21 protein-coding genes are annotated in these 24,221 nt (G+C 59.1%); 11 read left to right on the forward strand and 10 right to left on the reverse strand.

Features of this window, described 5'->3' with window-relative positions:
• Positions 1-165: 165 nt before the first annotated feature.
• Both LEPTO7104_RS0120765 and phoU read right to left on the reverse strand, forming a co-directional pair.
• Positions 166-2,553: a ribonuclease R family protein gene (locus tag LEPTO7104_RS0120765; protein ID WP_017300516.1), complete on the reverse strand. Its 2,388-nt coding sequence runs from the start codon at positions 2,551-2,553 to the stop codon at positions 166-168.
• Between the two features lie 508 nt (positions 2,554-3,061).
• Positions 3,062-3,721, reverse strand: a complete 660-nt coding sequence (gene phoU / locus LEPTO7104_RS0120770; RefSeq protein ID WP_017300517.1) for a phosphate signaling complex protein PhoU — start codon at positions 3,719-3,721, stop codon at positions 3,062-3,064.
• A gap of 237 nt (positions 3,722-3,958) precedes the next feature.
• On the opposite strand from phoU, the gene psaM reads away from it, so the two are divergent.
• The gene (gene psaM / locus LEPTO7104_RS0120775) at positions 3,959-4,054 is read left to right on the forward strand and encodes a photosystem I reaction center subunit XII (RefSeq protein ID WP_017300518.1); all 96 of its coding nucleotides are present in this window, start codon (positions 3,959-3,961) and stop codon (positions 4,052-4,054) included.
• Positions 4,055-4,164: 110 nt separating this feature from the next.
• Here psaM and pyk read toward each other — a convergent pair whose 3' ends face one another.
• On the reverse strand, positions 4,165-5,952 hold the full coding sequence (gene pyk, locus LEPTO7104_RS0120780; RefSeq protein ID WP_017300519.1) for a pyruvate kinase: 1,788 nt from the start codon (positions 5,950-5,952) through the stop codon (positions 4,165-4,167).
• Positions 5,953-6,260: 308 nt separating this feature from the next.
• On the opposite strand from pyk, the gene crtR reads away from it, so the two are divergent.
• Complete coding sequence (crtR, locus tag LEPTO7104_RS0120785) at positions 6,261-7,148, forward strand: beta-carotene hydroxylase (protein WP_026072911.1); 888 nt, start codon at positions 6,261-6,263, stop codon at positions 7,146-7,148.
• A gap of 43 nt (positions 7,149-7,191) precedes the next feature.
• Here crtR and aroH read toward each other — a convergent pair whose 3' ends face one another.
• Positions 7,192-7,569 (reverse strand): chorismate mutase, encoded by a 378-nt coding sequence (gene aroH, locus LEPTO7104_RS0120790; RefSeq protein ID WP_017300521.1) that lies wholly within the window; start codon positions 7,567-7,569, stop codon positions 7,192-7,194.
• Between the two features lie 120 nt (positions 7,570-7,689).
• Positions 7,690-8,556 (reverse strand): signal peptide peptidase SppA, encoded by an 867-nt coding sequence (sppA, locus tag LEPTO7104_RS0120795; RefSeq protein ID WP_017300522.1) that lies wholly within the window; start codon positions 8,554-8,556, stop codon positions 7,690-7,692.
• A gap of 286 nt (positions 8,557-8,842) precedes the next feature.
• Here sppA and LEPTO7104_RS0120800 point away from each other — a divergent pair, with 286 nt between their 5' ends.
• The 3 genes from LEPTO7104_RS0120800 to LEPTO7104_RS0120810 all read left to right on the forward strand — a co-directional run bounded on the left by LEPTO7104_RS0120800 (position 8,843) and on the right by LEPTO7104_RS0120810 (position 12,503).
• The gene (locus LEPTO7104_RS0120800) at positions 8,843-9,850 is read left to right on the forward strand and encodes a DMT family transporter (RefSeq protein WP_017300523.1); all 1,008 of its coding nucleotides are present in this window, start codon (positions 8,843-8,845) and stop codon (positions 9,848-9,850) included.
• Between the two features lie 190 nt (positions 9,851-10,040).
• Entirely contained in the window at positions 10,041-11,291 is a 1,251-nt protein-coding gene (locus tag LEPTO7104_RS0120805; protein WP_017300524.1) for a HEAT repeat domain-containing protein, read from the forward strand.
• A 135-nt stretch (positions 11,292-11,426) separates the two neighbouring features.
• On the forward strand, positions 11,427-12,503 hold the full coding sequence (locus LEPTO7104_RS0120810) for a glycosyltransferase family 4 protein (RefSeq protein ID WP_017300525.1): 1,077 nt from the start codon (positions 11,427-11,429) through the stop codon (positions 12,501-12,503).
• 70 nt (positions 12,504-12,573) lie between these two features.
• Here LEPTO7104_RS0120810 and LEPTO7104_RS0120815 read toward each other — a convergent pair whose 3' ends face one another.
• The 3 genes from LEPTO7104_RS0120815 to LEPTO7104_RS0120825 all read right to left on the reverse strand — a co-directional run bounded on the left by LEPTO7104_RS0120815 (position 12,574) and on the right by LEPTO7104_RS0120825 (position 14,724).
• Positions 12,574-13,227 carry a J domain-containing protein gene (locus tag LEPTO7104_RS0120815; protein WP_017300526.1) on the reverse strand — a complete coding sequence of 218 codons (654 nt, stop codon included), beginning with the start codon at positions 13,225-13,227 and terminating at the stop codon, positions 12,574-12,576.
• Positions 13,228-13,301: 74 nt separating this feature from the next.
• Positions 13,302-13,937, reverse strand: a complete 636-nt coding sequence (locus tag LEPTO7104_RS0120820) for an ATP-dependent Clp protease proteolytic subunit (protein WP_017300527.1) — start codon at positions 13,935-13,937, stop codon at positions 13,302-13,304.
• Between the two features lie 100 nt (positions 13,938-14,037).
• On the reverse strand, positions 14,038-14,724 hold the full coding sequence (locus LEPTO7104_RS0120825) for an ATP-dependent Clp protease proteolytic subunit (RefSeq protein ID WP_017300528.1): 687 nt from the start codon (positions 14,722-14,724) through the stop codon (positions 14,038-14,040).
• Positions 14,725-15,127: 403 nt separating this feature from the next.
• On the opposite strand from LEPTO7104_RS0120825, the gene LEPTO7104_RS0120830 reads away from it, so the two are divergent.
• The 3 genes from LEPTO7104_RS0120830 (at position 15,128) to LEPTO7104_RS0120840 (ending at position 18,264) form a co-directional block, all read left to right on the forward strand.
• On the forward strand, positions 15,128-15,310 hold the full coding sequence (locus tag LEPTO7104_RS0120830) for a CsbD family protein (protein WP_017300529.1): 183 nt from the start codon (positions 15,128-15,130) through the stop codon (positions 15,308-15,310).
• A gap of 866 nt (positions 15,311-16,176) precedes the next feature.
• Entirely contained in the window at positions 16,177-17,016 is an 840-nt protein-coding gene (locus tag LEPTO7104_RS37205; protein WP_155523717.1) for a hypothetical protein, read from the forward strand.
• 321 nt (positions 17,017-17,337) lie between these two features.
• Positions 17,338-18,264 carry a glycosyltransferase family 2 protein gene (locus LEPTO7104_RS0120840; RefSeq protein WP_017300531.1) on the forward strand — a complete coding sequence of 309 codons (927 nt, stop codon included), beginning with the start codon at positions 17,338-17,340 and terminating at the stop codon, positions 18,262-18,264.
• A 90-nt stretch (positions 18,265-18,354) separates the two neighbouring features.
• Here LEPTO7104_RS0120840 and LEPTO7104_RS0120845 read toward each other — a convergent pair whose 3' ends face one another.
• A complete protein-coding gene (locus tag LEPTO7104_RS0120845; protein ID WP_017300532.1) occupies positions 18,355-20,469 on the reverse strand; it encodes a cation:proton antiporter domain-containing protein in 2,115 nt (704 codons plus the stop codon).
• A 309-nt stretch (positions 20,470-20,778) separates the two neighbouring features.
• Between LEPTO7104_RS0120845 and LEPTO7104_RS0120850 the strand changes: the two genes are divergently transcribed.
• The gene (locus tag LEPTO7104_RS0120850; protein WP_017300533.1) at positions 20,779-22,554 is read left to right on the forward strand and encodes an ABC transporter ATP-binding protein; all 1,776 of its coding nucleotides are present in this window, start codon (positions 20,779-20,781) and stop codon (positions 22,552-22,554) included.
• Positions 22,555-22,759: 205 nt separating this feature from the next.
• Positions 22,760-23,311 (forward strand): EF-hand domain-containing protein, encoded by a 552-nt coding sequence (locus LEPTO7104_RS0120855; protein ID WP_017300534.1) that lies wholly within the window; start codon positions 22,760-22,762, stop codon positions 23,309-23,311.
• Between the two features lie 110 nt (positions 23,312-23,421).
• On the opposite strand, the gene LEPTO7104_RS40295 is transcribed toward LEPTO7104_RS0120855, so the two are convergent.
• Positions 23,422-23,592, reverse strand: a complete 171-nt coding sequence (locus LEPTO7104_RS40295; protein WP_155523718.1) for a hypothetical protein — start codon at positions 23,590-23,592, stop codon at positions 23,422-23,424.
• Between the two features lie 354 nt (positions 23,593-23,946).
• Between LEPTO7104_RS40295 and LEPTO7104_RS0120860 the strand changes: the two genes are divergently transcribed.
• Entirely contained in the window at positions 23,947-24,192 is a 246-nt protein-coding gene (locus tag LEPTO7104_RS0120860) for a pentapeptide repeat-containing protein (protein WP_017300536.1), read from the forward strand.
• The last annotated feature ends 29 nt before the right edge of the window (positions 24,193-24,221 follow it).

The following is a 24,221-nucleotide window of genomic DNA, read 5'->3' on the forward strand; positions in this document are numbered from 1 at the left end:
GGGGATGGGGAAGGTAGGGTTTGGTGGGATAGGCATCCTGCTGTCCTGCCTGTCCTGCCGAGACGGCTGTCCCACGGAGCCTTTTACTATCCTAACCAGCCTTTAATCCCAGCGCTAAGTTCCCTATCTCCTCCCCTACTCCCTCACTCCCTCACTCCCTCATCCCTATTCACTCTCATCCCGCCCGTCATCCCGGCCACCGATGGGATCGCCGTTGTCGTCTTCGGTATACCCGTTGGGGTCTTCATCGTCGGGGGCCTGGCTGCCGCCGCCCACGGCTACCAGGTCGATCTGCTGGCGGTAATAGTCAACGCTCTTGACCTGGACGTCAACCTTGTCGCCGAGGCGGTACTGCTGACGGTTTTTGCGGCCCACCAGCTTTTGCTGACGGGCGCGGTACTCGTACCAGTCGTCCTTGAGGGAGCTGACGTGGACCAATCCTTCCACCAGCAGCTCTTCGATTTCTACAAAAAAGCCGTAGGACTGCACGCCGGTAATCAGCCCGTGGAAGACTTCGCCCGTGTGCGATCGCATGAATTCAGCCTTCTTTAGCCCCTCCAGGTCTGACTCTGCCTCCTGGGCCAGCCGCTCGCGCTCGGTCAGGTGAATGGCGAGGCGGGGTAGGTCGTCCTCTAGCTCGTGCTGAATCTCCGGGGGCAGCACGTTCCAGTTGACCTGGCCCTGGCTGGAGCTGTGGCGCAGGTTGGCGGGGTCTTTGGAGCGGGTGGAGCGGCGATCGCGGCCTGACTCAAACACGGCGTGGAGAATGCGGTGCACCAGCAGGTCGGCGTAGCGGCGGGAGGGGGAGGTGAAGTGGGTATAGCCGTCGGTGAGGGCCAGCCCAAAGTGCAGGTCGGGGTGGGTGCTGTAGAAGGCGGGCTGAATGGTCTCCAGCAGCAGGTAGGTGAGAATTTTTTCGGCCCCGGAGGCGGCGAACTGCTCCACAAACCGCTGGTAGTCCTTGGGCTGGGGGGTAGTTTCGTCGTCGAGGGTGAGCTGAATCTCCATGTTTTCGGCCAGTTTCACCAGCTCCTGCACGTCGCCCGCGTCGGGGGCGCGGTGCAGCCGGTAGATGGCGGGCACCCCCAAAGCCCTGAGCTGCTGGGCAATCAGCTGGTTGGCCAGCAGCATGCACTCGGTTACAATCTGCCGCGAGGGCAGGCTGGTGGCGGTCACCATCACCCCCAGCAGCCCTTCATCGTCGTACTGAAACTTGGGCGATCGGTAGTGGGCCAGGGGCTCGCCCGCATCGGCGGGGAAGTCGTACTCGGGCAAATTTAGCTCAAAGGAGCCCCGGTGCAGCCGCTGCCGCTTGATCGCCTGACTCAGGTAGAGCAGGTTGTCGAGCAGGTCGTAGACGGGCTCCAGCGCCTTGAGGGCCTTGGGCTTAATGCCCAGGCTCTTGATCAGGTCGGAGTTGTCGCGCTCCAGCACCGCCTGGGCTTCCTGGTAGGAAATTTGGTGGTCTACAGCTACTATCGTGGGCTGCACCTCGTACTCCAGCACGGCGCCCGTGTCGTCGAGGGTGACCAGCACCGAAATGGCCAGGCGATCTTTGCCCGCCAGCAGCGACCCCAGCGGCCCGGACAGCGGCGGCGGCAGCATTGGGATCACCTCGTCGCCCAGGTATACCGAGGTGCCCCGCTTGGCGGCCTCCTGGTCAATGGGGGAGTGGGCCGCCACGTAGTGGGAAATATCGGCAATGTGAATGCCCAGCTTCCACTGGCCGGAGTCGGTGCGATCGAGGGTGAGGGCGTCATCGATCACCTGGGCGTTGGGACCGTCGATCGCCACGGTGAGGACCTCGCGCAGGTCAACTCGATCTTTGCTGTCGGCCTTGCGCACGCGGGTGGGCAGATCCTGGGCGGCCTTTAGCACGGCGTCAGAGAAGGTGCGGGGCAGGTCGTGCTTGCAGTAGACGATGTCGATGTCGGCGGCGGCTTCGGCGTCGCTGCCCAAAATTTGGGCCACCCGGCCCTGGGGCGGATGCTGGCCCAGGGGGTAGCGCACGACCTCTACGTGGGCCAGCTGATCGACCGCCTCGGCCAGGTCGCCGCCGTTGGCCACCAGGGTCAGCTCAAACAGCAGGCGATCGTCGAGGGGCACGGCCCGATAGTCGTCGGCTTCCTGCTTGACCCGCGCCAGCACCGAGGCGTTGGCCCGCTCTAAAATCAGCTGCACTTCCCCCTCGGGGCTGCGGCGGCGGCTGCCTTCTTTGGTGACTTTGACCAGCACGCGATCACCGTTCCAGGCCGTATTCAGCTGGCTTTCGCGCACGTAGATGTCGTCGGCCCCCTCTTCGTCTTGAATGGCAAAGCAAAAGCCTTTGCTAGAGCAGCGCAGCTTGCCCTCGATCACGTCTTCGGCCAGATTGCGGCGGTATTTGCCCCGCTCTTTGACCAGCACGCCCACCCGCTCCAGGGCATCGACTGCAATTTGGAGGTCGCGCTGGCTGGCGTCATCGTTGCAGTGCAGCTTTTTTTCCAGGCCCTTGAGGGTGTGAGTCTTTTCCTTGGCGAAGCTGGCCAGTAGGGCTGCGATCGAAAGTTCCATGTAGCGACTGATTCCTAAAACTATTCATGACTGATTGCCCGGGTTCGGGGCAGGGCATCAACCCGGGTGGGAGCGGAAGGGAATCTTCAGCGCGCGCCTGTGGTAACGAGGCAGCGCTAAAGCCAGGGGTGACGCTGTAGGTGAAACCAGCCCCGGTGCGTTGACTTAAACAGGGTTTTCAGCTCCTAAAGCCTTTGCTTTCGCCTCTAGCTCTGGCCGAAAAGACAACCGACCGGAACGCCCAACGCCCAAGTGTACCTGCTACAGCCGCAGATGAACCCCGCTGGTGGCGGCCCAACCCCAGGTCAGCCCCGCACAGGGTCAGTACCGCAGCGGGGGCAAACCCATCTGGTGACGGAGAGCGGGCAGCCTCCTACAGTTTCTCAGGAAATGGACCGCTGTCAAATCTTTTTGTCAACGGTATGCAACGTTTTGTAAAGGGTTGGGAGGCCCTGGGCCGAGGTTTTGGGCTGCGCCCTGCCTCGGCCCCCGCGCCTGCCCCCTGCTATCAGGTGCGCTCGCCGGTCACGATGTAGGCGACCCGCTTGCCGATGTTGGTGGCGTGGTCGGCGATCCGCTCCATGTATCGAATCGCCAGCACCAGCAGCACCGTCGGCTCGATCGAACCGATCAGATTGCTCTGGTGGGCCAGCAGATCGTAGAGCTCGTCGTAGTCGGTGTCGATGGCGTCATCTTTTTGCTTGATCTCCAGGCCGCACTCGGCGTCGAGGTCAGAGAGGGCCATCAGGCACATGGCCACCATAGACCGGCAGCGATCGAGCATGGTTTGCACCCGGCCCATGAGCGGATGTACCGGGTAGGGGAACAGTTTGATCGCCACCTCGCCCAGGTCTTCGGCATAGTCGCCAATCCGCTCCAGATCTCGCACCAGCTGCATAAAGGCGCCAATGCGCCGCAGATCTTCCGGCTCCGGCAGCGCCTGGAGGGTAAACAGGTGCATACAGTCCAGCTCGATCTGGCGGTAGAACTGATCGATCTGCTTGTCGTGGCGGTGCAGGCGCTGGGCGGCGTCCAGGTTGCGATCGCACAGCGCCTCCCGGGCCAGCACGCAGGAGTTTTCAACCAGCGCCCCCATGCGCAGCAGATCGCGCTGCACCCGCAGCAGCTGACGCTCAAAATCACCGCGCAGCGGTTTAGTTGTATCCATAATCAAGCATCGCCTAGCACGCCGAGAGAATTGAGATGGCAGCACCCGTGGTTCTATGGCCCCGCAGGCCGCAGAGGCTAATCCCTCAACCGAAACCCTCGGTGCTGCCCGTTGGGGTTCCCATTAAGCTCTGTAACAGTTAGGTTGGCCAGCCTCGCGAAAGCTCCCATCTTAGTTAACAATCGGTCTAGACCAAGCGTCTTTGAGCGTTATCCACCCAGCTTGAGGAGTATTTTTATGCCCCTTTCAGACACTCAGATTTTTATTGCCCTGGCCCTGGCCCTATTGCCTGGTATTCTGGCACTTCGCCTGTCTACTGAGCTTTATAAGTAGGTTAAGTCGGGGTGGGTTGTCTCGACTCTCCCCTGAATAGTTCACCATAGCAAACGGCTTCCGTGAGATCTCACGGAAGCCGTTTGCTATGAAAAGCTAACAATAGCGTCCTAGAAGCTCATGGCAGGCTCATTCTTGACCGGCCCCAGGGCGCCGGAGTAAATTAGCCCCCGCCGGGTGTCGAGGGTGAGAATGCTGCCGTCGCGGATGATGTCAGTGGCGTTTTTAACCCCCACAATCACCGGCACCCCCAGCCGCAGGCCAATCACCGCCGCGTGGCTGGTGGGACTGTCGTCTTCGGTAACAATGCCCCCCGCCCGGCGAATCACCTCCACAAAATCGGCGTTGGTGTGGGGCACCACCAAAATTTCGCCGTCGTTAAAGTCATTGACGTCGAGGCTGTTGCGGGCCACCCGCGCCCGCCCGCTTACCGAGGCTTCGCCAATGCCCACGCCGCGCCCCAGCACCGCCGTCACCACATCGACCTTGATCAGATCGGTGGAGCCCGACACGCCCTGGAGGGTGCCGGCTGTCAGCACCACCAGGTCGCCGTCGTTGAGCAGATGTTTTTCTTGGGCGACGCCCATGGCCGCCTGAAAGGTCTGGGTGCTAGAGGGCAAATCGAGCACCAGCAGAGGCCGCACGCCCCATACCAACTGGAGCTGGCGGGCCACGTGCACGTGGGGGGTGACCGCTAAGATCGGAGTCTCGGGGCGGTACTTCGACACGTTGCGAGCGGTGGCCCCGGTTTTAGTCAGGGTCATAATCGCTGCCGCATTGAGCTGAGCTGCAATCCGCCCCACCGCCTGACTGATGGCGTTGGGAATGGAGCGAGCACCGCTGCCCTTGCGATCGCTCAGGGTCAGCCCCTCCTGCTCGGTGCACACCGCCACCTTGGCCATCGTGGCTACCGCCTCCACCGGAAACTTGCCCACGGCGGTTTCGTTGGAGAGCATCACCGCATCGGTGCCGTCGAGAATCGCGTTGGCAATATCCGAGACCTCAGCCCGCGTGGGGCGGGGGTTCGACACCATGCTGTCGAGCATCTGGGTGGCGGTAATCACCGGAATGCCCAGGGCGTTAGACATAGCAATCAGGCGCTTTTGCAGAATCGGGACCTCTTCGGCGGGCAGCTCCACCCCCAGATCGCCCCGGGCCACCATCACGCCGTCTGAGAGCGACAGGATCGCCTCCATCTGCTCGATCGCCTCGTGCTTTTCAATCTTGACGATCACCGGCACATTCTTCCCGGCAGCGGCGATGATCTCCTTGATTTCCAGCACATCCTGAGGGTTGCGCACAAAGCTGAGGGCCACCCAGTCCACCCCCTGGTTGAGGCCAAACAGCAGGTCCTCGCGGTCTTTGTCGGTCAGCGCCTTGACCGAGAGATACACCCCCGGAAAGTTAACCCCCTTGTTGTTCGACAGGGTGCCGCCCACTACCACGCGGCAGTGGAGCTCCTGGGTGTCCAGGTTGACTGACTCCACCTGCATCTCCACCTTGCCGTCATCGAGCAGAATGGTGGCTCCGGCAGGCACCTCCGGGGCCAGCTTGTCGTAGGTGACGCAGGCTCGCTCCTGGTTGCCCACAATGATTTCACTGGTCAATACAAAGGGATCGCCCTTGGCCAGCTGAATCGAGCCCTGTTCAAACTTGCCCAGGCGAATTTTCGGCCCCTGCAAGTCTTGCAGAATGCCCACGGGCTGGTTGAGCTCAAAGGAAATTTGGCGAATCAGCCGAATGCTGCGCTGGTGGTCATCGTGGCTGCCGTGGGAAAAGTTGAGCCGCAGGGTGGTGGCCCCGGCTTCGATCAGGGCTCGCAGTACGTCGGCATCCTGGGTGGCGGGACCGATGGTGGCAACAATTTTGGTGCGGCGGACAGAGTTGCGCAGGGGCATAGACGACCTCTACTGAGAGTAAAACGCTACCGCATGGGACCCTTGAACAAGCCCGTACATTGGCAGTTATAAAGCACAGGGATACTAGCACGAATGCCGAGGGGCTTTACGCTTGGCCTCAAAACCAGCAAGAATTTCAGCGTTTTCACGGGCAATGAGTCGGGTGATGAGGCCCAGGACCATTACTTGCCCCATTGCTCCATAGCCAAAGGTTGCGACCCCTCATGTCGGGGGCGATGTCACAAAACTTTATTATTAATGCGCCGTAACGTATACTACCGAAAACACTGGTGTAGGAGCGATGCAACATGTCGGCGGCAGCTGAGCCCCTGACGATTCGAAGAACGGTACCCCCTGAGCTGCTCAAAACTGAGGGGGGATTGAGTCTTAACGCACTCATGTTTATAGCCTCCGTAGGGCTAATCAGCCTGTCGACGGTGGGCTATTTCGGCTGGCATTGGGCCGGCTGGTGTGTGTTTTTGATGAATGTCCTGTCCCTCCACCTGGCGGGTACGGTAATCCACGATGCCAGCCACAATTCGGCCCACCGCAATCGGGTGGTCAATTCTCTGCTGGGCCACGGCAGCGCCCTGATTTTGGGCTTTTCATTTCCGGTCTTTACGCGGGTGCACTTGCAGCACCACGCCCACGTCAACGATCCCGAAAACGACCCCGACCATTTTGTCTCAACGGGGGGACCCCTGTGGCTAATCGCGGCGAGATTTTTCTACCACGAGATTTATTTCTTTAAGCGGCGGCTGTGGCGAAATTGGGAATTGCTGGAGTGGTTTTTAGGCCGTCTGGCGGTTGGTCTGCTGGTGGTTGCGGCCTGCCGTTTTGATTTCCTGGGCTACATCTTCAACTACTGGTTTTCTCCGGCCCTGGTGGTGGGCATTGCCCTGGGGCTGTTTTTTGACTACCTGCCCCACCGCCCTTTTAAAGACCGCGATCGCTGGAAAAATGCCCGAGTCTACCCCAGCCCCATTCTCAACCTGCTGATCATGGGCCAAAACTATCACCTGGTGCACCACCTGTGGCCCTCGGTGCCCTGGTACAAGTACCAGCCCACCTACGAGGTAATGCAGCCACTGCTCGACGAAAAGGGGTCGCCCCAGTCCCTCGGGCTGCTGCAGATGAAAGATTTTTTTGGCTTTCTCTACGACCTGGTCTTGGGAATCCGCTTTAAAGGCCACTAGCGTCTTTCCGCAGGGGCGCTCCATGGGGCGCCCCTGCGGCGCTTTATCCTGTAACCACCAGGTCAGGGCGCAGGTCGCGGGCACCGCGCAGGTAGACGTGCTGCACCTTGCCGTGGAGAATGGGCAGCTGCACATGCATCAGGATGCGAATGCAGCAGGGCAGGCTGCCTTCGACGTGCATGTGCTGCACGTCGAGCAGGGCGACGCTATCCCAGTGGGGCCGCTGACGGGCGATCGCAGCGGGGAATACCGCATCCAGGTCGCGGGTGACCGAAAAGGTAGCGCTGATGATGCAGGCGGGGTCCAGCCGGTTGCGCTCCTCAAGGGCGTCTAGCAGCTCTGTTACCGCCTCTCGAATCGCCCCCTCAGTATTTTCCGGTACCGTCACCGCTCCCCGAATTGCCCACACTCGCCAGTCCACGCTGCAACCTCCAAAGGTCATTCTTCCAGGCCCCAGGGTTGCCGCTGTAGGCGACTGGAGCAGAGAATTGACTGCATTTTACTGCTTAATCCTACCAGGCCAGAGATCTGACCTACGCCCCTAGGGCCGATACAGCCACAGGGGCAGACCGCTGGTCGAGCGCTCAAACTCCAGCCATTCCAGGGTGGCGTTGAGGGCGGGCACGGCCAGGCCGGGGTAGGCCAAATCAGAAATCGGGCCAGCTGCCCGGGCGCTGCCGCCGCCGGGTACCAGCCGCTTGAGCAGGGGCTTTTTCTCGTCGAAGGTGATGCATTCGGCTTTCTCGGGGTCGAGACCGACCAGTTCGGCGGTCCAGCGGCGGGCCTCTTCTTCGCTGCCCAGACGGTCTACCACGCCCATCTGGAGAGCCTGCTCGCCGGTAAAAATACGCCCGTCGGCAAAGCTGCGCACGGTGTCTTCGCTGAGGCGGCGGGCCTCGGCTACGGTTTTGACAAACTGGCCGTAGCTGACGTCGATCAGCTCTTGCAGAATGGTTTTTTCGGAGTCGGTAAGCTCGCGATCGAAGGCGAGAATGTCTTTGTAGGGGCCAGACTTGATCACCTTGAACGACACCCCCACCCGATCGAGCAGGCGCTCCAGGTTGTTGCCCCGCAGGATGACGCCAATGCTGCCGGTAATGGTGCCGGGGTTGGTCACAATGTGATTCGCCCCCATGGCGATGTAGACCCCGCCGGAGGCCGAAATGTTGCCGAAGCTGGCCACAATTTTGAGCTTGTCCTGCAGGCGTCGCAGGGCGGTATAGATTTCCTGGGAGTCGCCTACGGTGCCGCCGGGGCTATCGATGCGCAGCAGCAGGGCCGGAAAGCGCTTTTCCTCGATTTCTTTCAGGGCTTCGAGCACTCGCTTGCGGGTGGCGGCGGCGATCACGCCGGTCACCTCAATGCGGGCAATGGACTTGCGAAAACGGGGCGAAAACGGCCAAACCATAGGGATAACAACAAACCTAAACGGAAAAACTTAGCTAGGCCGCACCCGCGAGGATAGCAGGCTAGCTTTTGATTGTAGCTAAAACCGCCCGGCTTCGCCCCGGCGCCGGGCAGCATCGACGCTGGGGCAATTCTGAGGGGTGGGGCTCCGTCTGGGCCACCCCCGAACCCCGAACTGCGTTAACATTCCTTAAAGAAAGCTGAGCTGGCCGACGCGCTGCGCGCAGCATTCCACCCTTTGAAATCGCCCCCTGAGCCGATTCTTTACCCTAGTATTTCCTCGCCCTATGGACTCAGCCGCCGCTCCCCCAGCTGCCACCCGCAACCCCATTGTGCTGATTGCCCCCTTCTTTTTGTGGGGTACCGCCATGGTGGCGATGAAGGGCGCGATGCCCCATACGGCCCCCTTTTTTATGGCCGGGATGCGTCTGGTGCCCGCTGGTGCGGTGGTTTTGCTGGCTGGGCTGCTCCTGCGAAGGCCTCAGGCGATTGGCCGCCAGGGCTGGCTGTGGATAGCGCTCTTTGCCCTGGTGGATGGCACCCTGTTTCAGGGCTTTTTGGCGGCGGGATTGCAGCGCACTGGAGCTGGTTTAGGCTCGGTGATGATCGACTCCCAACCGCTGGCTGTGGCGGTGATGGCGCGGGGCCTGTTTGGTGAACACATTGGTGCCCTGGGCTGGATTGGCCTGCTGTGGGGCATTGCGGGCATTAGCCTGCTGGGCCTGCCCGATGAGTGGATTTTTTCTCTCTTCCACGGTGACACCACCTGGCTGACCGGGGGAACTGCCCTAACTACGCTGCTGCAAGGGGGGGAATGGCTGATGCTGCTGGCTGCCCTGTCGATGGCCACGGGCACCATTTTGATTCGCTACGTGTGCCGCTACGTTGACCCGGTGGTGGCCACCGGCTGGCACATGGTGCTGGGCGGGCTGCCGCTGTTTGGCCTGTCGGCCCTGGGTGAGGTGCAGCCCTGGCAGGGGCTGACCCTGTTTGACTGGGGCGCGATCGCCTACTCGACCCTGTTCGGCAGCGCCCTAGCCTACGGCATTTTCTTTTTTCTGGCGGCCCAGGGAAACCTCACCAGCCTCAGCGCCCTCACCTTTTTAACCCCGGTGTTTGCTCTGCTGTTTGGCAATCTGTTTTTGGCCGAAACCCTGAGTGTGCTTCAGTGGCTGGGCGTGAGTTTTACCCTGGTCAGCATCTACCTGATCAACCAGCGCGACGCTCTAACTCAAAAGCTGCGTCAGTGGATGCTGGCCTACGGGGCATCGGCGTCTCCGGTAGAGCCGGACTAGCGGGCGGGCAGGGGAACTGATTTTTTCGACTCCCACCACGGCTTGCGCTGCCCTCGGCGGGGTAAGTTACCTTAGGGGCATCTGCACCACAGGGAACCGCTGCTGCCAGCTATGGGCCGCCATGAAACTAAAAACCCTATTGTCTAGACACAGGCCCAGCCCTAGCAGTGGGCGTGCAGTTGTTTTGACCTTGACCACCAGTTTGCTGACCCTGGCGATCGCTGGTGTCCGGCCAGCCTGGCCAAAATCTAATCTGGCTCCGCTACTGGCTGTTCAAGGGGGAATTACCATCGCCCAGGCCGTGGCTCCAAGCCCTGTGCTGCTGCACCCAGGGGCCGAGGGCGATGAGGTCATGATGCTCCAGCGGCAGATGCGGCTGCTAGGCCTCTACGATGGGCCATTGGACGGCCGCTACGGTGCTGCGACCCAGGCGGCGATCGCATCGTTTCAGACTAGCGCTGGCCTGCCCTCCACCGGCAGCCTAGACCAGATCACTTGGCAGCGTATGAGCACCCCCCAGCTGCTGCCTGAGGATACTCCAGCCGCCGAGCCCCCGCCAGTGCTGCTGCCTGGGGAAAAAGAAACCGCCGAGCCTGCCGCTGCACCCCCTCCGGAGCAGACCGCAGAGAATGCTGCTGCACCGACAGCGGAGCCTTCTACGCCCGCCCAAACGGTTTCAGTTCATCCAGATCGCAGCTTGAACTGGCTGATTTTGGGCAGTCTGGCCCTGGCTGCTGGCCTGGGGGGCTGGCTGATTTTGGGCAGAGGTAACAAGCGCCCCCAGGCCGATGCATTGACGGCCACATTTCCCCATCCACCCGTGCCGTCGCCAGCCGACACCACATCCGACGGGGCTACCGCGGCCTCCTCCAATTTCCAGGCCGCCGCCATGGCGACTGCCGACCTGCCCCTGGAGGCCACCACCCGCCTTAGCCCGGTGGACATTGTAGGTTCTTTGGCACAGGAACTAGCCAGCTCCGATAGCGCCGTGCGCCGCCACGCCATTTGGGAGCTGGGTCAGCGCGGCCACTCCGATGCCATTCAGCCGCTGGTAAATGGGCTTTTAGAGGCCGACTCCCAGGAAAAAAGCCTGATTTTGGCCGCCCTGGCCGAAATTGGCAGCCGCAGCCTCATGCCCATGCACCGCGCTCTGGCCCTGGGGCTGCAAGACCCCAGCCCCGAGGTGCGCAAAAACGCCATTCGCGATCTCAGTCGGGTTTACGATGCGGTGGTGCAGCTCAGCCCCATGCTGGTCCACGCCGCCCAGGATACTGACCCCGGCGTGCAGGAAACGGCCCGATGGGCACTGAACCAGCTCAACCGTATCCCCGCTGTGCCCTATGCCGAAGCGCCTTCCCCGGAATCGACCGCGCTGGAACCTTCCTACGAGGGTCAACAGCCGACCCCAGAGGGCCATCGCCTCTCCCCACCCCACAGCTAAGGGCAATTCTGGCGAAAACACCCAAGAATCGTGATTCTTTTCAAGGTCGCAGGCCCTGTACCCTCCCCTAGGGATATCTTCTTTCCCAAAAACCTCCCAAGCATCCCCCCACCTTCCCCATCCCCTCACCTCCCCATGCCCTCCTCCCACCGCCGTCTCCTATTTCTCTCAACCCCGGTAGGCCCGCTGGGTTCTGGCCTCGGGGGTGGCGTAGAGCTAACCCTGCTGAACCTATCCCAGGGGCTGAGGGCGCGGGGGCACCAGGTGACCGTGGTGGCCCCAGAGGGATCTAGCCTCGCTGATGCTCCGGTCGTAGGCATTGGCGGCCAGCTGCAGCCGACGGCCCATACCCAGGGGCGCGCCACGCCGATCATCTTCCCCGCAGATAGCGTGCTGGAAAATATGTGGCGCTACGCTCGGCAGCACCAGAGCCAGGTTGATTTAATCGTTAACTTTGCCTACGACTGGCTGCCCTTTTACCTGACAGAATTTTTCTCTAGTCCAGTGGCTCATTTTGTCTCTATGGGCTCTTTGAGCGATGGTATGGATGGGGCTATTCGCCAGGTGGCGCAGGGGTTTCCTGGCCGCCTGGGGGCCTATACGCGCACCCAGGCTGAGACCTTCGGGGTAGCCGAGGCCTTTGAGATTCTTGGCAGCGCCATCGATTTGGAGCAGTACGAGTTTTGCCCGTTCCCCGGCCCGGCCCTGGCCTGGCTGGGACGTATTTCTCCCGAAAAGGGCCTTGAGGATGCTCTGGAAGCCGCCGCCATTGCCCAGGTATCGCTCAAAATTTTGGGCAAGCTGGAGGACGCCAACTACTGGCAAAGCCTGTGTCAGCGCTTTCCTGAGGTCGCTGACAGCTACCTGGGCTTTTTACCCACCCACGGGCTACAGCAGGTGCTGCGCCAGTGCCGCGCTTTGCTAATGACGCCGCGCTGGATCGAGGCTTTTGGCAATGTAGCGATCGAGGCACTGGCCTGCGGCGTGCCGGTAATTGCCTATGCGCGGGGTGGCCCAGCGGAAATTGTGCAACCGGGCAAAACGGGCTGGCTGGTGCCGCCGGATGACGTGCAGGGACTGGTGGACGCGATCGCAGATATCGATCGGCTCGATCGCCAGGCCTGCCGTCACCAGGCCGAAACCGACTATTCCCTCAAAGCCCTGGCCATGCGCTTTGAGCAGTGGTTTGAAACTGTGATCAATCCCGGCTAGGGGCGAGCCACCTCCGCTAGCCCACCGCAGGCTGCTGCCAGCACAAGCTGGGCCACAGGTCGTGCTCTGCTCAGGTTGGCGTCTGGGCCATGGGACGCTGGCGCAGCCGCTCCAGACGTTCAAAATCATGGTGCAGGGCCTGGCGCAAAGAGCGATTTTGTGGGTCAACGCGGCGGGCTTTCTTCAGGCAGGCTTCGGCTTTGGTCGGGTTGCCGTTGTTAAGCAGGTCGTGGCCCCAGCGGTAGTAGGTGATCGCGTGCCACTGACGAATCTCCGGGTCTGATGGGAAGCGCTGGGCTAATCCTTCAACCAGGGCAACGGCGCGGGGGTAGCGCTGTCCCCGAAACAGCTCGCGCAGCTGCTTGAAGCTGCTAATTTTGAGCTGCTGGTCGGCCTCAGAGCCACCCGGTGTAGGGCTAACCTTCAGCTCGGCCGCTTCAACCGGCGGAGCGGGCGGCGCTGGCGAGGGTTTGGGCGGGGCTTTTGCCACAGCCTGGGCAGCAGCAGCGGTAGGGCGCTGAGCTATCAAAGCTTCGGGCGGGAGCGCGCTGACCAGAGCCTGGTAGGCCTGGGTTACCTGAATAAACTTTTCCTTCGCCAGTTGGTCGCCGGGGTTGGTATCGGGGTGATAAAGCCGGGCCAAATTGCGATAGGCCAGCTTGACATCGCCAAAGCTGGCCCCGGTTCTGAGCCCCAAGATGCGGTAGTAGTGCGCCAGCGCCATGTTCGCGAACTCTATAGCAGAGGTACGTGTGCTGCCCCTATTCTGCCAACTGTCGGCGAAAATGGCGCAGCGAATTAGACTGTGGCCGGTACAGAAGTGGCTAGCTCCTGGGTGCGCTCTTCAATCACCCGATCGATGATGCCGTAGGCTACAGCTTCTTCAGCCGACATGAAGTAGTCGCGATCGGTGTCCTTTTGAATTTGTTCAATAGAGCGACCGGTGTGGCGAGACATCATCTCATTGAGTTCCTGGCGCACCCGCAGAATCTCTTTGGCTTCAATGGCGATATCGCTGGCCTGGAGGCGCTGCCGCCCGGTACCGCCCATGGGCTGGTGGATCATAATCCGCGAATGGGGTAAGGCGACCCGCTTGCCGTGGCTGCCCGCCGCCAGCAAAAATGACCCCATGGAGGCCGCTAAGCCCAGGCAAATAGTGACTACGTCAGACTTGATGTACTGCATGGTGTCGTAGATTGCCATGCCCGCTGTCACCGATCCGCCGGGCGAGTTGATGTAGAGGTAGATGGGCTTGGTATTGTCGTCGGAGTCCAGGTACAGCATGGCGGCCACAATGGAGTTAGCCAAGCTGTCGGTAACTTCCTGCCCTAAAAATATAATCCGCTCCTGGTTGAGGCGGGTATAGATGTCGACCCACTGAGAATATTGACTACCGGGCAAGCGATAGGGAACCTTGGGAGTGCCGATGGGCATAGTGCTCTTTCAACCTAAAAACAAAACAACAGACATAGGATCAAACAACTGTGCGATGTCCCAAATATCAGCCCCAGTGGACTGTCTTGGCTGGCTAGGGTTAAACCCCCACTCCGGCGGGTACCTGAGGTAGCTCCTTACGGCTAGTCAACACCCGGTCAATAATGCCGTACTCCTTAGCTTCTTCGGGGTTCATGTAAAACATGCGATCGGAGTCGCGCATGACCTGCTCCAGGCTCTTATCAGTGCTCTTAGCCAAGATACTCATCATCGATCGCTTGTTGTCGAGCACTTCTTTAGCCCGAATTTCAATATCGGTGGCCTGACCCTGGGCACCGCTGCGGGGCTGGTTGAGCACAATGCGGGCGTGGGGCAGACTAGCCCGATAGCCCTTGGTCCCCGATGCCAGAATGACCGCCGCCGACCCCATGGCCTGACCAATGCAAATGGTGTGCACCGGGGGCTTGATGTAGTTCATGGTGTCGCAGATGGCAAAGGCTTCGGTGTCGTAGCCAATCATGTTGCCGTCGTACCAGGAGGTGCCAGTGGAGTTGATATAAAAGAAAATTGGCTTGTCGGGGTCGTCAAACTGCAAAAATAGCAGTTGGGCAATAATCAGCTCGGTGACGTCAATTCCCACCTGCTGTTTGATGTCATCCCCAGAAAACAGGGGCAACCCCAGATAGACAATGCGCTCCTTCAGCAACAGCGAGGGTAAATCGGGGGGTGGCGTGCGGTAGGATGCATCGCCATACGGTGCCTGCACGGCTTTAATCTCTAAGCTCATAGACCGAAGACGCCCAAAGTACGGGTTTTTAACAGTGTAACGCGGGATTGAACTGGCTTCTATGCCGCTCCCAGACGGATATCCCCACCCAGATATCCCCACTCAAATGTAGCCCCCCTAACCCGCGCTGATGCCTTCCCTAGAGCCTGCTTTAGAAATTGAAGTTCGGCTGGGACATTCCCTTTAGGCGACAGGCGGAATGTTTGCAGGATGCTACTCGTGAACCGCCAAAGATCGGGCGCTCAACTCTCTGACCAACAATTGAGATGAAAACGCAATAGATGCCTGGTTTTAGAACAACCTACGTCCAAATGTAGAGATTAACCTCTTTCCTGCTGTAGATGGCCTCGCCCACGGCAGGCTCTACTATCGAATAAACAGTTTCGCTAAAGGCATCACGACTATGTCTATTGAAGAACGCGCTAAAGCTACCGCAGAAAACATCGAAGGTAAAGTTCAAGCTGCGGTCGGCGAAATTACCGGCGATCCAAAGGACAAATCTGAGGGCAGAGCCAAGCAAGCCGAGGCTGAAGCTATCCATGCTAAAGAAGATGTCAAAGACACCCTCAAAGACATTATCGATTAAGCTGGCAAGTTGGCAATCCAATTTGGTCTAATATAACTTTTCTAAGGCAGCCCGAGGCTGCCTTTTTTAATGTCCCGCGAAGTTTTCTGGACGGCGCTGCGGCTCAAGGGGCATGGTAACTAAACTCTTGCCGAAGGGCTCTATCTCAATCTGAGGGGTGGATTTTAGACGGCTACTTAATTTTTATTGCTGGGCAATTACTTTTTGACGTCTCGTTTACGTGAAAAGTTCCTGGCTCTACTTACGGCGTTCAAACCGCCCCTTGAGCAGAGGTATGGGGACGACCCACATGGATGAGTTGACCATATCTTGCCTAAGACTTTAAGTTCAGCGATTTAAAACCGAACCGCTCCTCGACACGTACCTGTAGACATCACCTGTGATGGCTGAAAATCTTTTCTGTTGCCTAGTTGAGCCACGCTTTTGTAGCTGAGAAATAGCCTATGTTTGCCTGGATTGACCTAACGGTTAGAGCCAGCCAATGGATTGCCCGCCGTCTTCAAATCTTCCCGTAGAAATAATTCTTGAATTGCCTCTATCTCTCTGCGTCGTCTCAAATAACCTTCAGGTTGCTGCGCGGACGCTCATTTTCTTTTAGATTAAGAAAAAATAAAGCTCAGGTAAAGAAAAGCGCTATACCCTTTGTTCTGCAACCGTCAAGGCTAGATTGCGTTAAGACATAGATTAAGGCAGATTTAAGAAAAGGTGATGTAACCACAGCTTTGGAAGGGGTAGCCCAAATTTCAAGGCTATGGCCAGGCAGAGAGGGGCATGCCTTAGAGGTCTGTCTATATAGCGCCCTGTGGAGGCAGCTAAAGCGCAAAACGTCGAGACAGTATTTTATTTGGTGAGTGCAAATGTTCTTTATGCGAAATGGACAAGGTGCCTTAGCACATTTTTTTAATGCCAGAAAAAATGTTATTCCAGGAAGAACTGGCGGGGTTAGTGAAAAAATGCTTGCTAGGCATTTGATTCAAGACGAGTTTGAAGTAGTCATGAATCCTCGACGCATATCTTTGTTTTTGACCAAGATAGTCGCCCTTGTCGTTGTTGGGCACATTGTTGCGAACTTAATTGAGCCCTTGTTCGCCCCTGGGTCGATTGCTTATGCAGGAATTTATAATTTCTTTAACATGGGCGCTGAATCTAACTTTCCTACGTTTGTTTCTACGTTGAATCTACTCTTTGCCGGGTTATTGTGTGCCTTTATCGCTCAAAGTAGAACGATTCGGAGAGGTCGCCAGCGCTATTACTGGTGGGGGATGGCGCTGGGTTTGATGCTGATGGGCTTTGATGAAGCTGCAATGATTCATGAAGGCTTGGTTGGGCAAATCTTAGAGTCTTTTACGGGGCAGGGTGAAGGCATCTTCTACTACGTTTGGTATACGCTTTACATTCCTATTGTTTTGGTGGTAGGTGGTCTGTACGTGCCGTTCCTCAGACGGCTGCCGCTTCAATATTCATTGCTCTTTGTGCTGTCTGGGATAGTCTATTTCGGTGGCGCTCTGGGGATGGAAATGCTGGAGTCTTACCTGGCTTACAATGGCTATGCCATTGGTGTAAACATAATTTTTGAAGAAACTTTCGAAATGATGGGTATTGTAATACTTATCTATGCCCTGTTGCTCTATCTTGCCAACTTAGGCTGCACGGCCAAGCTTCGGTTTACGTTGGCTAGCGGAGATTCGGCTCTTCCTGAAGACTGAGGGTTTAGCTGAATTGCTCCAGCTTTTGATCGCTGGGCTGTCTGCGCCAATAGGCAGCACTCCATAGCCTCTGCCTATTGGCGGGGGCTGTTTTTGCAGAGTGTTTCGGGCTGGAACAGAGGTTGTGCCGATTGAGCACGGTGATTTTTAGCGCGCTGCTCACCAGAGGGCAGCATGTTTTCGCAGCCATGATGGAGCGGTAAAGATGCCTAAGCAGGCTGGCCGGTGGCGAAGTTGCTGAGTAGATTTCAGTTTGGAGACCAAAATGGGTTCTCTAAACCAAGGATGAGTTCCTGTCTACCGTTGGGATGCGCTGCACCTATGTTTTCTATCTTTATCCTCACCCACAATGAAGAGCGGGATATTGCCGCCTGTATTGAGTCGGCCCTGCTATCGGACGATGTGATTGTGGTGGACTCGTGCAGCGGCGATCGCACCCAAGCCATTGCCACCCAGTACCCGATTCGCTTTGTCGAGCATCCCTTTGCCAGCCACGGCCAGCAGCGCACCTGGATGCTGGAGCATGTGCCCTACCGCCACGACTGGGCCTACATTCTAGAGGCCGACGAGCGGATGACGCCGGCGCTATTTGCCGAATGCCTGGAGGTGATTGCCAGCGGCGATCGGGTGGGCTACTACGTGGCTGAGCGGGTGATGTTTATGGGCAGCTGGATTCGCCGCAGCACCCAGTTTCCGCGCTACCAGCTGAGGCTGCTGCGGCGGGGCAAGGTGTGGTTTGACGACTATGGCCACACCGAGCGCGAGGTGGTGGATGGACCGACGGGATTTTTGCGGGAAACCTACCCCCACTACACCTGTAGCAAGGGACTGAGCCGGTGGATTGAAAAGCACAACCGCTACTCAACCGATGAGGCTGCCGAGACGCTGCGGCAGCTGCAGCGAGGGAAGGTCGACTGGCGATCGCTGCTGTGGGGCCGATCGGAGGTGGAGCGGCGGCGAGCGCTCAAGGATTTGTCGCTGCGGCTGCCGATGCGGCCCCTGGCGCGGTGGTTTTACATGGTGTTTATTTTGGGCGGCTGGCTCGACGGGCGAGCGGGGCTGGCCTGGTGCACGCTGCAAGCCTTTTATGAGTACCTAATTGTGCTGAAGGTGCGGGAGCTAACCCACCCCGAATTTCTCACTGGGGTACAGCCGACGGGGGTAGGCCAGGCGAGTGCTCAGGCCCTGGCCGACGGTACGGTATCGGTTTGCGCCCCCAGGCCGCCGGTACAGGAGCAAGTTTCCTAGGCCGCTGCGCCATGTTTAGTTGGCTCACGCCGCCGCCCAGCCGCTCATCTGCGGAGGGCGCTTGGCTCTACCGATCGCTTCACGGCGATGTCAGGATCGGACCTTCAAGGCAGCGCGCACGGGGCGATCGCTGCGTTGGGGGTGGGGTTCTCCAACCAAAATAACTGAGCCTTTCAGCTGGTCGACCAGGGGAGTGGTGCTGGCACCCACGGTTAGCCCATTGCCCACCCGACGACGCTGCAAGCGCAGCATGACCAGGTCGTACTGCGCCGCTGTTTTGACAATAGTGGCCACCACGTTATCGCCCGCCAGCAGACGAACATCAATCTCACCCTCCGCTGGCGGCAGACGCTTGACCAACAGGTCAAGCTGTTTGGCCAACCGGCTGCGCTGGAGTTCTGAGGCTCGGGGGCTGTGCACGTGGAGCAGGGTGATTTTGGCCTGGTTTTGGCTGGCCAGCACTTGGGCAAACCGCAGGGTGCGCAGAACGGCAGGCGATAGCGTCTCGATGGGCAGCAAAATGGTTTTGCAGTTGACGGGGGACTCCAGCAGGCGAGCGACGACAACCGGACAGTGGGCCGACCATAAAATGTTGTCCTGGATGTTGCTGAACAGCCTCGCCCCCAGGCGCGATCGCGCTCCCATGCCGAGCAGAATCAGGTTGGCGTTTTCTTCGCGGCTGAGGTGAGAAATGGCCTGGGCCACGTTGTACTCAATTCTCAAGCGGGGGGCGATCGTAGCTTCTAGGTTGGCGCTGATGGCTTCGGCGGCTTCCAGGCGCTGGCGGCTGTGGGCCACCGCTCGGGCCAGCTGGGGCGAGTCCATCTGGGGCTGGGCCAGGGCGACCGCCAGGGGGATGACCCGCCCGTTTTCGTACCGGGCGATCGCCGCCGCCAGCTCAATCAGCCACTGCTCGGTGTTGGGGTTGTAGACCGGCACCACCACCGTAAACGATTCAGGCATATCGGTGGGCGGGGGCAGCCAGTCGAGCACCTCGGTTTCGGTGAGGGGGGCGTCGTCGTTAACCAACTGCTGGCCTGCTCTGGTGGTGACTAGCGGACCTAAAACGGCGGTGACCAGCATCAGCAAAATAATGCTGTTGAACACCTGTGAGTTAATGATTTCGGCCTCGTAGCCCACCAGGGCCGCCGCTAGCGTGGCCGCCACCTGCGGAATTGACAACGACCACATGGTCCAGGTTTCGGCCCAGCTGTATCGGTAAAGCAGCCGCGCGCCCAGGGCGGCCAACCCCTTGGCCAGCAGCAGGACACCGACGATGATCAGCGGCAGCTGAATCGATTGCAGCAGATCGCCAAATGCCCCCAGGTCGAGCAGCAGCCCCATGGCCACAAAAAACATGGGAATAAACAAAACGCTGCCCAAAAACTCCGTTTTTTCCTTTACGGGGCCGTCGCCAATCACGCTGTTGATGGCCAGCCCGGCCAGAAAAGCCCCAATGATGTTTTCTACCCCAATTAGCTGGGCCACCAGGGCGCAGAGGAACACCGAGAGCATGACAAAGAGAAACTGATTGCCCTCGTCTTTGCCGGTTCTGCGAAAGAAAAGCTGGCTGAGCTTTTTGAGGCCGATCAAGACTGCAATGGTGTATAAAATCAGCGATCCCAGCAGCGTCCCTAACTTCAGGGGCGAAAAGTCTCCCTGGTTAACGCCCAGGCAGATGGCCAGCACCAGCAGCGAGCCAATGTCGGTAAAGATAGTGGCTCCCACGGTGACCGTGACCGCTTCGTTGCCCACAATGCCCAGCCGCTGCACAATTGGGTAGGCCAGCAGCGTGTGGGAAGCCAGCAGCGAGCCCATTAAAACCGCCGCCAGCCAGCCAAACCCAAACAGCAGCCCGATCGCAATGCCCCCCACCATGGGGATGGTAAAGGTCATCGCCCCGAAGCCCAGGGAGCGATCGCGGGTTTTTTGAAACAGGGCCAGGTCAATTTCCAGGCCCGCCACAAACATGAGGTAGATTTTGCCGATCTCTGAAAACAGCCGCATGATGTCAGAGTCGGCGCTGAGCCATCCCAAGCCGCTGCCGCCAAACACCACGCCAGCCATGATTAGCCCCACTAGGCCGGGCAGCCTGAACCGCTCAAACAGCGGCGGCGTGATCAGCACGATCGCCAGCAGCAGCACAAAGGTCGTGATTGGTTCGCTTAAGGTTTCTGCGATCGGTTCTGCCAGGAACAGCGCCATAGGATTGCCCTTTATATAGCGAGAGCCAGGACCTGAGGACCTGGCTGCGGGGGGTGTTTCGAGGTTGAGAGTGATTAAATTAGCTCTTCTCAGGTTTAGGCTCTCCGGCCAATTCTGTCTCTCTACCCGAAGAAATACTTTGCTTTGGCGCCTGTCCCTGGCGGGGGCAGACGGGTTCCCTGCACCCCATTCATCTCCACCTCCCAAGGGCCGAAACGCTATTGTAGGAAAATGAGTGAATACAGGGTAAAGCGGGTTTCGGCGCCAAAAAAGAAACAGCCGTGGCGCAATTTGGGTCAGTCGCTGGGCATGTATCGCTACGGGCAGCGCGCCATTCAGCTGGTGTGGCAGGCCGACTGGCGGCTGACGGTGGTGCTGGGGGCACTTACCCTGGTGGCGGGGCTGCTGCCGGCGGCGATCGCCTACGTGGGCAAGCTAATTGTCGATGCGGTGGTGCAGGCGGCCCAGTCGGGGCAGGCGGTAGATCGGCAGGCGGCGCTGATGTACCTGGCCCTGGAGGCGGTGCTGGTGGCGATGCTGGCGGGCACGCGCCAGGGGCTGACGCTATGCCAGTCGCTGCTGCGGGTGCTGCTGGGCCAGCGGGTCAACATGATGATTTTAGAGAAGGCCCAGACTCTGCCGCTCACCTACTTTGAAGATTCTGAGTTCTACGACAAAATGACCCAGGCCCGGCGAGAGGCCTCCCAACGGCCCCTGAGCATGGTGAACCGCACCTTTGGGGTGGTGCAGGACGGGCTGTCGCTGGTCACCTTTGGCGGGCTGCTGCTGCAATTTTCGGGCTGGGCGGTGGCGCTGCTGGCGATCGCCACCCTGCCCGCCTTCATTGCCGAGACCCAGTTTGCCGGGGAGGCCTTTCGGCTGTTTAAGTGGCGATCGCCCGAAACCCGGCAGCAGGTCTACCTGGAGGCGCTGCTGGCGCGGGAGGACTTTGCCAAGGAGGTGAAGCTGTTTGGCCTGGGGCCATTGCTGATGCAGCGCTACCAGGATATTTTTCACAAGCTGTACGCCGAAGATCGCAGCCTGACGGTGCGCCGCAGCGGCTGGAGCTACGGGCTGGGGCTGCTGAGCACGGCCTCGTTTTACCTGGCCTACTGCTGGATTGTGCTGGAGGCGATCGCGGGCCGCATTTCCCTCGGTGAGCTGACCATGTACCTGACGGTGTTTCGCCAGGGGCAGACCACCTTTGCCAGCTCCCTGACGGCGATCGGCGGCATGTACGAAGACGGGCTGTACCTCTCCAACCTCTACGAATTTCTGGAGCAGCCGGTGCCAGCGGATACAGGCACGGCTGTAGCGGGACTCGATCCAGCGGATGGGCTGCGCTTTGAGGACGTGTCGTTTACCTATCCGGGCAGCGATCGCCTGGCGCTAGAAGGCGTTTCCCTTCACCTCAAGCCGGGCGAAAAAATGGCGATCGTGGGGGAAAACGGCTCCGGTAAAACGACGCTGATCAAGCTGCTGACCCGGCTCTATACGCCGTCTCAAGGCCGAATTTTGCTGGATGGCCGCGACCTGCAGGAGTGGGACAGCGAAGTTCTTCAGCGGCGCATCGGCGTGATCTTTCAAGACTTTGTGCGCTACCAGTTTAAGGTGGGCGAAAACATCGGCGTCGGCGATGTCGCCGACTTTGAGGATGCCCACCGCTGGCAGGACGCCGCTGCCAAGGGCACCGCCACCGAGTTTATTGAGTCGCTGCCCCAGGGCTACGACACCCAGCTGGGCAAGTGGTTTTTTGGTGGCCAGGAACTCTCCGGCGGCCAGTGGCAAAAGATCGCCCTCTCCCGCGCCTTTATGCGCACCGAGGCCGACATTCTGGTGCTCGACGAGCCCACCTCGGCTATGGATGCCGAGGCCGAAACCCGCCTGTTTGAGCAGTTTCGCGAAGCCACCCAGGATCAGATGGCGATTCTGATTTCCCACCGTTTTTCGACGGTGCGGCGGGCCGACAACATCATTGTGCTGGCCAACGGCAGGCTGATCGAGCAGGGCACCCACGCAGAGCTGCTACAGCAGGATGGCCGCTACGCCCGCCTGTTCGCCATGCAGGCGGCAGGGTATTTGTAGGCAACCAGATCCCAGGATTCTACCCTGACCAACAAACCCTGCTCAAGCCTAGAAGAACCCTGGGATCTACCTCGCCAATCCATCCATCCTGTTGACGGGGCAGCTGATTGATGAACCTGTATAGGCACACAGCAGCAGGCAACTCGAAAGTACTATAGGCTAGTGACTGTCATGACAACTGCCGGGGCAAAGGGACGTACAGGCCATGTTAACTGACTTGCAACAGCGCAAATTGACCAAGCTCTTTAGCATGTACGACTCTGACTACACCGGGGTATTGGTCAAAAAAGACTTTGAGCTGATGTTCGACAAGCTCTCTACCCTGCGCAACTGGTCGCTGCGATCGCCCCGCTGCCTGGTGCTGCAAGACAAGCTCATGCGCAAGTGGCAGGGGCTAGAGAAAAAAGCCGACACCGCCAAAAATAAGCAGGTTTCCCTGGCAGAATGGCTGGCCTACTACGATGAGGGGTTATCCGACACGGAGCCTCGCTCGGAGGACATTTTCGGCCTGATGGAGCTAGTCTTCGATGTCTTTGACCAGGATGAAGACGGCAAAGTGAATCAGAAAGAATGGGGGCAACTGCTGGCCGCCTTTAACGAGTCCCCGGTCTACGCGCCCCTCGTGTTCCCACCGCTGGATGCCGATCAGGATGGCTATCTCACTAAGGCCGAGGTTTTGCAGCACTTCAGCTCCTTTTGCTGTAGCGACGACGCCGACAACCCCGCCAACGGCATGTTTGGGCCTTACTCAATGTAGCCAGACATCTCTATGGCAACAGCGTTGTAGATTGATGACATCGAAGATCCAGCCGACGCATTGGCATTGCAGTCGATCGCATTGACAAAACACGGTCGTGATATCGATGATCACGCCGCTGCAATGGCGTTGCAGCGCAGCGCGATCGCATTGCCCTGCAACGCAATCGTGTTGCAGGCGATTCCTTCGGATAGCTTCGCTAACGCATTAGAGAAGCCAGCGATCGCAAAGTCGGCAGAGGCGATCGTAGGGTGCGATCGCCCTAGGCGAGGCTTTGCCAACGCGGCTAATCACCTTCGCTACCTAAAACCCACTTACCGCACCGCATTGCACCAAAACTCACCCATCGCGCATTCCCCAGCCGCAGAAACCGGGTTTCTTCTACGAGTAGGCGAAGGATTGTGCCTTGTATCCCAGAAACCCGGTTTCTAAATCTAGAATTTCGGTAAGGCTTTGGCGAAATTCTCGCTGAGCGCTTGTAGGGTTAGGTAACGTAGCGCTTTCCATAAGCGTGAGACGTATCGCAAAGCTGTTTCGATCCCCCCAGCTTCTTGCAGTAAAAGGCCGATCACGTACCCCCCTTTTTAAGGGGGGCAGGGGGGATCACAAAACCAAGCTCTAATCGCCCCGCCCCCATGCAACGCCTCACCGCCAAAGAACTACAGCGTCGCTACCGTACCGGAGAGCGCAACTTTGCCAATGTAGACATCAGCGGCGAATCGTTGCGTGGCATGGGCTTAAAGGGCATTGACCTCAGCGGTGCCGACCTCAGCCGCACTGACATACGCGGCACCAACTTTAGCGAGGCAAACTTGGTCGGTACCCAATTTGTAGAAGCTAAAGCCGGTACCCAACGCCGTCATGGCTGCCCAGGCCCATGAGCCTTCCTAAGGCGCTGCAACTTCACCAT

This window comes from Nodosilinea nodulosa PCC 7104, from assembly GCF_000309385.1.
Lineage (GTDB): Bacteria > Cyanobacteriota > Cyanobacteriia > Phormidesmidales > Phormidesmidaceae > Nodosilinea > Nodosilinea nodulosa.

Bases quoted from the DNA above. Each gene is read 5' to 3' on its own strand.
- LEPTO7104_RS0120820 (WP_017300527.1), bottom strand. From the start codon at position 13,937: ATGCCCATCGGCACTCCCAAGGTTCCCTATCGCTTGCCCGGTAGTCAA.
- LEPTO7104_RS37205 (WP_155523717.1), top strand. From the start codon at position 16,177: ATGCGAAATGGACAAGGTGCCTTAGCACATTTTTTTAATGCCAGAAAA.
- LEPTO7104_RS0120800 (WP_017300523.1), top strand. From the start codon at position 8,843: ATGGACTCAGCCGCCGCTCCCCCAGCTGCCACCCGCAACCCCATTGTG.
- pyk (WP_017300519.1), bottom strand. From the start codon at position 5,952: ATGCCCCTGCGCAACTCTGTCCGCCGCACCAAAATTGTTGCCACCATC.
- LEPTO7104_RS0120840 (WP_017300531.1), top strand. From the start codon at position 17,338: ATGTTTTCTATCTTTATCCTCACCCACAATGAAGAGCGGGATATTGCC.
- LEPTO7104_RS0120860 (WP_017300536.1), top strand. From the start codon at position 23,947: ATGCAACGCCTCACCGCCAAAGAACTACAGCGTCGCTACCGTACCGGA.
- LEPTO7104_RS0120830 (WP_017300529.1), top strand. From the start codon at position 15,128: ATGTCTATTGAAGAACGCGCTAAAGCTACCGCAGAAAACATCGAAGGT.
- LEPTO7104_RS0120825 (WP_017300528.1), bottom strand. From the start codon at position 14,724: ATGAGCTTAGAGATTAAAGCCGTGCAGGCACCGTATGGCGATGCATCC.
- psaM (WP_017300518.1), top strand. From the start codon at position 3,959: ATGCCCCTTTCAGACACTCAGATTTTTATTGCCCTGGCCCTGGCCCTA.
- LEPTO7104_RS0120850 (WP_017300533.1), top strand. From the start codon at position 20,779: ATGTATCGCTACGGGCAGCGCGCCATTCAGCTGGTGTGGCAGGCCGAC.
- crtR (WP_026072911.1), top strand. From the start codon at position 6,261: ATGTCGGCGGCAGCTGAGCCCCTGACGATTCGAAGAACGGTACCCCCT.
- LEPTO7104_RS0120845 (WP_017300532.1), bottom strand. From the start codon at position 20,469: ATGGCGCTGTTCCTGGCAGAACCGATCGCAGAAACCTTAAGCGAACCA.
- LEPTO7104_RS0120810 (WP_017300525.1), top strand. From the start codon at position 11,427: ATGCCCTCCTCCCACCGCCGTCTCCTATTTCTCTCAACCCCGGTAGGC.
- LEPTO7104_RS0120815 (WP_017300526.1), bottom strand. From the start codon at position 13,227: ATGGCGCTGGCGCACTACTACCGCATCTTGGGGCTCAGAACCGGGGCC.
- LEPTO7104_RS0120765 (WP_017300516.1), bottom strand. From the start codon at position 2,553: ATGGAACTTTCGATCGCAGCCCTACTGGCCAGCTTCGCCAAGGAAAAG.
- LEPTO7104_RS0120855 (WP_017300534.1), top strand. From the start codon at position 22,760: ATGTTAACTGACTTGCAACAGCGCAAATTGACCAAGCTCTTTAGCATG.
- phoU (WP_017300517.1), bottom strand. From the start codon at position 3,721: ATGGATACAACTAAACCGCTGCGCGGTGATTTTGAGCGTCAGCTGCTG.
- sppA (WP_017300522.1), bottom strand. From the start codon at position 8,556: ATGGTTTGGCCGTTTTCGCCCCGTTTTCGCAAGTCCATTGCCCGCATT.